General features: G+C 66.3%; 9 protein-coding genes. 1 reads left to right on the top strand and 8 read right to left on the bottom strand.

Features of this window, described 5'->3' with window-relative positions:
* Positions 1–215, bottom strand: a 215-nt coding sequence (locus B0G75_RS39270; RefSeq protein ID WP_308705957.1) for a citrate/2-methylcitrate synthase, incomplete at its 3' end; no start/stop codon positions are given.
* Between the two features lie 220 nt (positions 216–435).
* Between B0G75_RS39270 and prpR the strand changes: the two genes are divergently transcribed.
* Entirely contained in the window at positions 436–2,427 is a 1,992-nt protein-coding gene (prpR, locus tag B0G75_RS39265; protein ID WP_106314898.1) for a propionate catabolism operon regulatory protein PrpR, read from the top strand.
* Here prpR and B0G75_RS39260 read toward each other — a convergent pair.
* From B0G75_RS39260 to B0G75_RS39230, 7 genes are read right to left on the bottom strand one after another with little or no spacing between them, the layout of a single operon-like run.
* The gene (locus B0G75_RS39260) at positions 2,384–2,803 is read right to left on the bottom strand and encodes an AraC family transcriptional regulator (RefSeq protein ID WP_106314897.1); all 420 of its coding nucleotides are present in this window, start codon (positions 2,801–2,803) and stop codon (positions 2,384–2,386) included. The genes prpR and B0G75_RS39260 overlap by 44 nt on opposite strands.
* Positions 2,800–3,969 carry an FAD-binding oxidoreductase gene (locus tag B0G75_RS39255; RefSeq protein WP_106314896.1) on the bottom strand — a complete coding sequence of 390 codons (1,170 nt, stop codon included), beginning with the start codon at positions 3,967–3,969 and terminating at the stop codon, positions 2,800–2,802. The genes B0G75_RS39260 and B0G75_RS39255 overlap by 4 nt, the downstream gene beginning before the upstream one ends.
* A complete protein-coding gene (locus B0G75_RS39250) occupies positions 3,966–5,360 on the bottom strand; it encodes an NAD(P)/FAD-dependent oxidoreductase (RefSeq protein ID WP_106314895.1) in 1,395 nt (464 codons plus the stop codon). The genes B0G75_RS39255 and B0G75_RS39250 overlap by 4 nt, the downstream gene beginning before the upstream one ends.
* A complete protein-coding gene (locus B0G75_RS39245; RefSeq protein WP_106314894.1) occupies positions 5,345–5,659 on the bottom strand; it encodes a (2Fe-2S)-binding protein in 315 nt (104 codons plus the stop codon). Before B0G75_RS39245 ends, B0G75_RS39250 begins: the two co-directional genes overlap by 16 nt.
* Positions 5,656–7,500, bottom strand: a complete 1,845-nt coding sequence (locus B0G75_RS39240; protein ID WP_106314893.1) for an ABC transporter ATP-binding protein — start codon at positions 7,498–7,500, stop codon at positions 5,656–5,658. Before B0G75_RS39240 ends, B0G75_RS39245 begins: the two co-directional genes overlap by 4 nt.
* Positions 7,500–8,450 (bottom strand): ABC transporter permease, encoded by a 951-nt coding sequence (locus B0G75_RS39235; RefSeq protein ID WP_106314892.1) that lies wholly within the window; start codon positions 8,448–8,450, stop codon positions 7,500–7,502. The genes B0G75_RS39240 and B0G75_RS39235 overlap by 1 nt, the downstream gene beginning before the upstream one ends.
* On the bottom strand, positions 8,447–9,400 hold the full coding sequence (locus B0G75_RS39230) for an ABC transporter permease (protein WP_106314891.1): 954 nt from the start codon (positions 9,398–9,400) through the stop codon (positions 8,447–8,449). Before B0G75_RS39230 ends, B0G75_RS39235 begins: the two co-directional genes overlap by 4 nt.
* Between the last annotated feature and the right edge of the window lie 40 nt (positions 9,401–9,440).

Genomic DNA, 9,440 nt, shown 5'->3' with positions numbered 1-9,440 from the left:
GTCGGCAGCTTTTCGTGCACGAGCAGGTACGCGATTTCTTCGAATTCGCAGGCGCTCGCAATATCGAGAATGTCGTAGCCGCGGTAGTGCAGGTCATTGCCGGTCTTGCCGACCGTGCATAGGGCCGTGTTGCCCGCCGTCACGCCCGACAGGGCGACGGATTTCTTAGGTTTGAATGCGCCTGCGTTCGGCGTGCTGTTGTCTGCTTCGCTCATGAGTTCGTCTCCTGATGCATGGGGGGATGCTTTTGAACGCAGCCTGAAATGCAAAGAACGGGCCAGCAGCTTCGACGCACGGTAAGTGCCTGATTTCACAAAAGACCGCCGCCCACGCCGGCCCGCATTTCATTTCACAACTGAAATGTTGATTTCAAATCAGAAATGGATGCGCGCATAATAGACGGACTTCACCAGCCTCGCCGCGAGCCGCCCAGCCTTGAGCACACCTCTTTTCGAACCCGCCCAGCGCCCCCGTATCTGGGCCGTGAGTATCAGCCGCCTGCGCGATCTGTTTTTCGACATCGCGGGCGAGTACGTGGAACGCGCGGACTTGCGCATCGTCTCGCACGGTTTCGAAGATGCCGTGCGCGAGATCGACGCCGCGGGCGCGGGTCGTCCGGATGTCGTGATTGCCGGCGGCTCGAACGGCGCGTATCTGAAAACGCGCGTGTCGGTGCCGGTCGTGTTGATCGGCCCGACCGGCTTCGACGTGATGCATGCGCTCGCGCGGGCGCGACGCGACGGAGCAAAGGTCGCGCTCGTCACGCACGGCAACACGCCTGACGAAGTGCGCCGCTTCGTCGCCGCCTACGCGCTCGACGTCACCTTCGCCTCGTATCAATCGGCGCAGGACGCGGAGAGTGTCGTTCTCGATCTGCGTGATCGCGGCATCGACGTGGTGGTCGGTCCTGGAATGGTCACCGATCTCGCGGCGAATGCCGGCATGGGCGCGGTGTTTCTGTATTCGCGCGCGTCGGTGCGCGCGGCCTTCGACACCGCGCTCGAAGTCGCGCAGGCCACGCGGCGCGAAACGATCCGGCGTCAACGGCTCGACAATCTGCTGCAGCATCTGCGTGACGGCGTCGTCGCGCTCGACGCGCAAGGCCGCGTCGAAGCGATGAACCAGCGCCTCGCCGGCGTGCTCGGCCTCGACGCGGCGAAGGCCGTGGGCCGCGTGCTGCTCGAACTCGCGCCCGATCTCGCGGGCAGCCTGCCGGATGCGGACGGCGACGCGTTGTGTACGGTGCGTGGCGTGAGCTATGTCGTGCATCGCGGGCCGCTGGCGAGCAGCGGCGCGGCGGCGGGCACGGTGCTGACGTTTCAGGAGTCACGCGCGGTCGAGCGGCTCGACCGCACCTTGCGTTCACGCCAGCGCGTGCAGCAGTTCAGCGCGCGTTACCGGCTCGACGATATCGTCGGCGCGTCCGAATCGATTGAACGCGTGCGCGCGCTGGTGCGGCGCTATGCCCGTTCGGACGCCACCGTGCTGATTCTCGGCGAGAGCGGCACGGGCAAGGAAATGGTCGCGCAGAGCATGCATCACTTGAGCCCACGGCGCGACTTCGCATTCGTCGCGATCAATTGCGGCGCGTTTCCCGAGGCGCTGCTGGAGAGCGAACTGTTCGGCTACGAGGAAGGCGCGTTCACCGGCGCGCGCAAGGGCGGCAAAGCGGGATTGATCGAAGTCGCGCACCGTGGCACCCTGTTTCTCGATGAAATCGGCGAAATGCCGCTGTCGTTGCAAAGCCGGCTTCTGCGCGTGCTGCAGGAACGTGAAGTCGTGCGGCTCGGTTCGACGGAGCCGACGCGCGTCGATATTCGCGTGGTCGCGGCGACGCATCGCGCGTTGACCGAAGGCATCGAAGCCGGCAGCTTTCGCGCGGACCTCTACTATCGGCTCAACATTCTGAGCATCGCGCTGCCGCCGCTGCGCGAGCGGCCGACCGATCTGCTGCCGCTCGCCGTTGAACTGCTTCTGCAAGCCGCCGCGCGCGAACCGAGGCTCGCGGCGCGCCTGCCGGACGCGGCCGCCGCCGAGCGTGTGCTCGCCACGCTCGCCGAACCGCTCAAGCGCTACGCGTGGCCCGGCAATGTGCGTGAATTGCAGAACTTGATCGAACGGATCGCGGTCGAACTCGCCGATGTGGGTGCGGATGTGGATGCAGATGCGCACCTGGGCGCAATGTCAGTAGACGCCGCCGCAACCGTTCTCACCCGCGACATGTTGCGCACGGTCGCGCCTGAAATCGTCGAGCCGCACGCGCGCACGAAAAAAGCCGCGCTAACCCTGCGCGAACGCAGCCGTCATGTGGAAGCCGACGAAATCCGCGCCGCGCTCGCCGCGCACGACGGCGACCGCGACGCGGTCTGCGAGGCACTCGGCATCAGCAAGACAACGTTATGGCGGAAGCTGAGCGCGACGCAGTAGGCGCGCCACTCAAGCCATTCAAACGGCTCGCGCCGGCATGCCGCGCCGCGTTGGCGCCGGCGCGTGCGATGAACATGCTGGGTGTCATGCCGCAGCATCGCTTGAAATGGCGGCCGAAGTGGCTTTGGTCGAAGAAACCGACCTCCGTCGCCACCACCGATCCCGGCACGCCTTCGAGCAGCAGCGTCTGCGCACGCTGAATCCGCAGCCCGCACAGATACCGGTAGGGCGACGATCCGTATTGCTGCCGGAACACCGTGGCGAAGCGCGACACGCTGAGAGCGGACAGCGCGGCAAGTTGGGCGAGCGTCACGGGTTCGTCGAAATGGTCTTCGATGAAAGCGCGGGCCGCGTTGAGGCTGACGGACTGTTTCATGACGTTACGATGGTCGAGCGGGCCGCCGGCTGTTTCGCGAAACGCCGGATGGAAAACGCATTGAGAGGAATCGGCGTATTGCCCGTATCGACGAGTTCCGCCAGCGTTTCGCCGACGCCCGGGCCGATCTGAAACCCCGAGCCGCTGAAGCCGAACGCGTAGAACAGACCATCGACCTGACTGCTCGGACCGATCACCGGTTCGCTGTCGGGCAGATAGCTTTCCACGCCGCTCCACACGCGAATCACATGCAGCGGCGCCAACGCGGGCACGAGCCGGCGCATCTGCGCGAGTTGCCGCACGGTGTTGATCGGCAACACCGAAGCGCGGCTCGTCACGGCGTCGGCGGGACCGGGCGGACCTCCGCCGACGATGATGTTGCCGCGCGGAATCTGCCGAAAATAAATGCTCTCCTCCTTGATCGACGTGAACACGCCCATCGACGACTTGAACACGTACGGCACCGGCTCCGTCACGCACATTTGCGGCCCGCGCGTGGTGAGCGGCGCGGATTCGCCGAACTGCTCGGTCAGCCGGCTCGCCCACGCCCCGGCGCAGATCACGAGTTGCGCCGCCCAATACACGTCGCCGCGCGCGCTTTCCACGCGAAACCGTCCGCCGTCTTTTTCGACGCGCACGATCTCCGTGTCCTCGATCACCTGCGCGCCCAGCCGGGCCGCCGCGCGACCGAACGCGGGCGCCGCGAGGCGCGGATTGGCGTGGCCGTCGAGCGGCGAGATCGAAGCCGCCAGCACCTCGCGGCCGAGAAACGGAAAACGCCTGAACAGCGCTTCGCCGTGCAGCACTTCGAGTTCGAGACCGTAGGCGCGCGCATCGATCGCGTACTGGTCGAAGTTCTCGACGTCCTTCTGGTGGTAGCACACGCGCGTATGACCCGACGGCAGAAACTCGACGTCCTCGCCGAGCAGTTCCGTCGAGCGTTGCCATGTGCGCAGCGCGCGATCCGCCATCGCCAGTTGCGATAAAGCACGGCCCTGACGGCGAACCCCGCCGAAGTTCACGCCGCTCGCCTGCTGGCCGGTGAGTCCGCGTTCGAGCAGAATCACCGAGCGGTTGCGCCGGCGCAGGAAGAACGCTGTCGTCGTTCCCATGATGCCGCCGCCGATCACGATCACATCGGCTTCGTTGCGGGTCGTCGCATTCATCTGCTCACCTCGGCGCTTACCTCGTCGCTCACCGCTTCGGTCAGCGCCACCGGCAGCGGTTTGACCGGCGCCTGGCCGCGCAGCCGTCCCACTGAGGACAGCGGCACACATGCCGCCGCCGCGATGATTTCCGCGCCCGCGTGGCCGCAATAGCGCCCTTGGCAGCGCCCCATGCCGACGCGCGAAAACGCCTTCGCGCGATTGGCCTCTTTAGCGCCGGTCGCCTGCACCACGCGACGCAATTCGCCCGCCGTGATCGCTTCGCAACGGCAGACGATCGTTTCGTCCGGCAGCGACGCGGCGAATTTCGCCGGCCACGGAAATGCTTCCCGCAAACCCTGGGCAAAACGCGAGAAGCGTGCGAGTTCGGCGCGCAAGTGCTCCACGCCGTCGACCGCTATGCCGTGATCCTGCAAAGCGGCCAGCGCCGCGAGACGGCCCGAGCGTTCCGCTGCATCCGCGCCGCGTACTCGCGCGCCGTCGCCTGCAAGATAGACGCCTTTGATGCTGCTGCGGCCGTCGGCATCGATCTGTGGCAGCCACTGCTGGGCGTTTTCGTCGAACACGAAGCGGCAGCCCGCGAGGTCCGCGAGTTGCGTCTCGGGCCGCAGGTGATAACCAAGCGCGACGGCATCGCACTTGAATTCGAGGCGCTTGCCACCGGGCAAGGCGACCTCGACCGCACTCACGCCGTCTTGCGCCGAGCCTTTGATTTCGAGCGGCTCTACGCCGCGATGAACCGGCACGCGCGCGTCGGCCAGCACGCGCGTCAACGCAATGCCTTTTCTTAGCGCGGCGGGAATCGCCAGCAGACGCGGCAACGCGGCCACGCGCTGCATGAACGTCGAAGTGTCGAGCACCGCGGCAACCTGCGCGCCCGCCTTCACGTACTGCGCGGCCACGAGATACAGCAGCGGGCCGCTGCCCATCATCACGATGCGCGAGCCGATCGCGCAGCCTTGCGACTTCAGCGCGACCTGCGCGCCGCCGAGGCTATAAGTACCGGCCTGGTGCCAGCCTTTAACCGGCATTAGCCGATCCGTCGCGCCGCTGCAAACGATCAACGCGTCGAAGGCGAGCGAGCGATACCGCGTGCCGCTCACCAGATGCACGGCGTTCGGCGAGATGTTCCAGACGAGCGTTTCCGGCAAATAGTCGATCCGGCTCTTCAACGCATCGAAGCTCTGATGCAGCGACGCGGCACGCTCGGCCTCGGTGCCATAGAGCGTCTCATAGCTGCGCGAAAACCCGTCCGGTTGACGTCGATAAATCTGCCCGCCGTCGCGCCGGCCTTCGTCGATCACGACAGGCCGCAGCCCCGCTTCGGCGAGCGCCTGCGCTGCGCGCACACCCGCCGGCCCGGCACCGATGACGACTACGCGCGGGGCCATACACCCTCCCCGGCTTGCGCCAGCTTCGTGACGATCGACATGCCGGGCATCGCCGGCGTGCTGCACGCGCGCACGCGCTCGCCTTGCGCGGTCCACACCCAGCAGTCCTGGCAGGCGCCCATCAGACAGAGACCGGCGCGCCGGCCATCGCCGAATTCGGAGTCGCGCAGCGTGGCCGTGCTGGTGAGCAGCGCGACCATCAGCGTGTCGCCTTCGGCGGCCTCGCGCACGACGCCGTCCACGGTGATCGGAAAGGTCTTGCGGCCCGTTTCCGCGACGCGTACAAACCGTCCGTTCATGCCGGGGTCGCCTCCACGGTCTGCAAACGGTTCAGTTCGGCGGCCGGATGGTGGCACAAAATCTCCGCGCCCGAAGGCAGCTTCTTCAACGAAGGCGGTGTCACGTTGCACTTGCCGTCGATACGCACCGGACAGCGCGCGCGGAACGAGCACAACTCGGCGATGTGGGCGCTCTCGCCCATCGCCGGCAAGGCGGTCGCGACAATGTCGCGGCGCGCGTCGAGCCAGCCGGGTTTCAACGCCGGCACCGAATCGACCAGCAAGCCCGTGTACGGGTGATACGGCGGCGCCGCCAGCACCTCGCGCTGCCCTGCTTCCACGCGATGCCCCGCGTACAGCACGATCACTTCGTCGCAGATCGCGCGCACCGTCGAAATATCGTGGCTGATGAACATGTACGACACGCCCAGTTCGCGCCGCAATTCGGCGAGCAGATCGAGAATCGCAGCGCCGACCACCGTATCGAGCGCGGATGTCACTTCGTCGCACAGAATCAACGCAGGCTCGGCGGCGAGCGCGCGCGCCAGATTCACGCGCTGCTTCTGTCCGCCGGAGAGTCCGGCCGGCGTACGGGTGGCGATCGAAGCCGGCAGCTTCACCAGATCGAGCAAGCCCAGCATGCGTTTTTTTGCAGCCGAGCCGCGCAGATGGTGATAGAACGCGAGCGGGCGCCCCAGAATATCGGCGATCGAATGGCTCGGATTGAGCGCCGTATCGGCGTTCTGGAACACGATCTGGATCTGCCGATACTGCTCCGGCGTGCGGCGGGAGATTTGCGCGTGCAACGGCTCACCGTTGAACAGCACCTCGCCGCGCGTCCGGTCGACCAGCCCCGCCACCACGCGCGCGAGCGTCGTCTTGCCGGAGCCGGATTCGCCGATCACGCCGAGCGTGCTGCCGCGCGGAATCGACAGACTGACGTCGTCGAGCACGCGCACGGCAGGCATGCCTTGCCGGTCGATCCGTCCATAGCCCGCCGACAGTCCGCGAATCTCCAGCAGCGGCGGCACGTGCTTGCCGAGGTTTTGCGGCAACGTCAGCACCGCTTCAGGCCGACGCGTCGCGGCCAGCAACTGGCGCGTGTACGCATCCGCGGGCGCGTCGAGCACTTGCGCGACCGCGCCGTTCTCCTTCACCGCGCCGCCGTTCAACACGACGATGCGGTCCGCCATCTGCGCGACCACCGCCAGATCGTGCGACACGTACACGGCCGTGGTGCCGAGCTCGCGAATCACCTTCTTGAAGGCCGCAAGCACTTCGATCTGCGTGGTGACGTCGAGCGCGGTGGTCGGCTCGTCGAACACGACGACGGCCGGATCGGTGATCAAGGCCATCGCCGCCATCAAGCGCTGCAATTGACCGCCGGATACCTGATGCGGATAGCGCTCGCCGATCGTTTCCGGCGCGGGCAGCGCGAGCGAACGGAACAGTTCGACCGCCTTGGCGGACGCTGCTTCTTTCGACATCAGGCGATGCAGCAGCGCCGGTTCGATGACCTGATCCATGATCGTGCGCGCCGGATTGAAGCCGGCCGACGCGCTCTGCGCGACGTACGCGACGGTGCGCGCGCGCAACCCGCGGCGTCCCTTCGCATCGAGCGACAACACCTCGACCTCGCCGACGCGCACCGACCCGCCGCTGATCGCGCAGCCCGCGCGCGCGTAGCCGAGCAGCGACAGCGCGATGGTGGTCTTGCCCGAACCGGACTCGCCGATCAGCGCGAGCACTTCCCCCTTCTTTACCGAAAAATCGACGCCCTTGACGATCTCCGTCACCGGCCCCGGCGCCGCACCCGCGACGACTCTCAGTCCCTTCACTTCGATCATGTTGCGCTCAGCCATCACGCACCTCCATGCCTGCGGCTGCGACGCCGCAAGTTGTCGATCAGCAGATTCATGCCGATGGTCAGCGTCGCGATCGCGACGGCCGGCATCAGCACGGCGGGCGCACCTTCAGACAAGCCGCCGATGTTCTCGCGCACGAGCGAACCCCAATCGGCGTTCGGCGGCTGCACGCCGAGGCCGAGGAAGCTCAACCCGCTCAGCAGCAGCACGATGAACACGAAACGCAGGCCGAAATCGGCGAGCATCGGATGGATCATGTTGGGCAGCACCTCGACCCGCGCGATATAGAAGATGCCTTCGCCGCGCGCCCGGGCCACCTGCACGTATTCGAGGCTCATCACGTTCACCGCGAGCGAGCGCGAAATGCGGAACGCGCCGGGAATGTAGGCGGCCGCGGCGACCGTCGTCAGCATCGGAATCGACGACCCGAACGCGGCGATCACGACGAGCGCGAGCACCTTGCTCGGAATCGAAATCAGCGCGTCGAACAGACGGCTCAGAACTTCGTCGACCACGCGGCCCGACACCGCCGCGAGCAGGCCGAAGAACGTGCCGATCACACTCGCGAGTACCGCAGCAGCGAGCGCGAGGCCGACGGTGTAGCGCGCGCCATAGAGAATCCGGCTCAGCATGTCGCGGCCGAGATAGTCGGTGCCGAGCGGATACGCCGCGCTGTAACGGCCGAAAATTTCCGTCGAGGTCAGCGCACCGCCTTTGTACGGCGCGACCAGGGGCCCGATGAACGCGACCAGCAGCCAGAACGCCACCATCAGCAGACCGATCAGGCCGAGTACGGAAAAGCGGTGCACGAGGCGTTTGAACACGCCCTGTTTCAGCGGCGCCGCTTCGACAGGCGCGGGCTCGACGACCAGTTCGTCGCGGCGCACGTCGTACAGCTCGGTGCCGGCGTGAGGAACATGGTGGGGATTGGTAGGTTGGCTCATCATCGACGCAGCCTCGGGTTGGATACGATTTGACACAGGTCGGCGATCAGCACGAGCACGAGATACGCCGCGCAAAACACCATCACGCAGCCCTGCACGAGCGGCATGTCCCGGTTGGTCACCGCGTCCACCATCAGGCTCGCGAGACCGGGATAGTTGAAGATCGACTCGACGATCACCACGCCACCGAACAGATACGACAGGCTCAGCGCCACCGCGTTGGCAATCGGTCCGATGGTGTTGGGCAACACGTGCCGCCATACCACGCGCACCGGCGAGGCGCCCTTGAGCAAGGCCATTTCCACATACGACGAATTGAGCTGATCGAGCACCGCGGCGCGCGTCATGCGCGCCATCTGCGCGACGAGCACGCAGCACAGCGTCATCACCGGCATCGCGTAGATGCGCAGCAGCGCGCCGAACGAATGCACTTCCGACAGATACGACAGCGCCGGCAGCCAGCGCAGCTTGACGGCGAAGATCAGCACGGCGATGGTCGCGATCAGGAATTCCGGCACGGCGACCGTGGAGAGCGTCAGCACGTTGAGCGTGCGGTCGAGCAGCGAGCCGCGGAACATCGCCGACGAAATGCCGATCAGCAGCGCTACCGGTACGGAGACCACCGCCGTGAGTCCGGCCAGCACCAGCGAGTTTGGCAGACGCGTCGCGATCAGATGACTGACGGGCAGATTGTTCGACAGCGAGGTCCCGAAGTTACCGCTGACCACATGAAGGAGCCACACGAAGTAGCGTTGCAGCGCGGGCTGGTCGAGGCCGAACTGATGCCGCAGGGCAGCCACGGCTTCGGGGGTTGCCGCCTGGCCGAGCGCCTGCTGGGCCGCGTCGCCGGGCAGCAGCCCGGTGACGGCGAACACGACTGCCGACACCAACAGCAGCGTAAGCAGCGCGAGGCCAAGGCGCGCGGCGATGAGACGTTGCGCATGTGCTTTCATCGAGAATCGCCTCCATTGCAGTTGAAGCTGCGCGCCGCCG

Origin of the sequence: Paraburkholderia sp. BL18I3N2, assembly GCF_003001875.1 — a bacterium.
GTDB classification, from domain to species: Bacteria; Pseudomonadota; Gammaproteobacteria; order Burkholderiales; family Burkholderiaceae; genus Paraburkholderia; species Paraburkholderia phytofirmans.
This window is presented reverse-complemented; position numbering and strand designations above follow the sequence as displayed.

What these genes read in the sequence shown, in the direction of transcription:
- B0G75_RS39260 (WP_106314897.1), bottom strand. Translation starts at nt 2,803, where the DNA reads ATGAAACAGTCCGTCAGCCTCAACGCGGCCCGCGCTTTCATCGAAGAC.
- B0G75_RS39255 (WP_106314896.1), bottom strand. Translation starts at nt 3,969, where the DNA reads ATGAATGCGACGACCCGCAACGAAGCCGATGTGATCGTGATCGGCGGC.
- B0G75_RS39250 (WP_106314895.1), bottom strand. Translation starts at nt 5,360, where the DNA reads ATGGCCCCGCGCGTAGTCGTCATCGGTGCCGGGCCGGCGGGTGTGCGC.
- B0G75_RS39245 (WP_106314894.1), bottom strand. Translation starts at nt 5,659, where the DNA reads ATGAACGGACGGTTTGTACGCGTCGCGGAAACGGGCCGCAAGACCTTT.
- B0G75_RS39240 (WP_106314893.1), bottom strand. Translation starts at nt 7,500, where the DNA reads ATGGCTGAGCGCAACATGATCGAAGTGAAGGGACTGAGAGTCGTCGCG.
- B0G75_RS39235 (WP_106314892.1), bottom strand. Translation starts at nt 8,450, where the DNA reads ATGATGAGCCAACCTACCAATCCCCACCATGTTCCTCACGCCGGCACC.
- B0G75_RS39230 (WP_106314891.1), bottom strand. Translation starts at nt 9,400, where the DNA reads ATGAAAGCACATGCGCAACGTCTCATCGCCGCGCGCCTTGGCCTCGCG.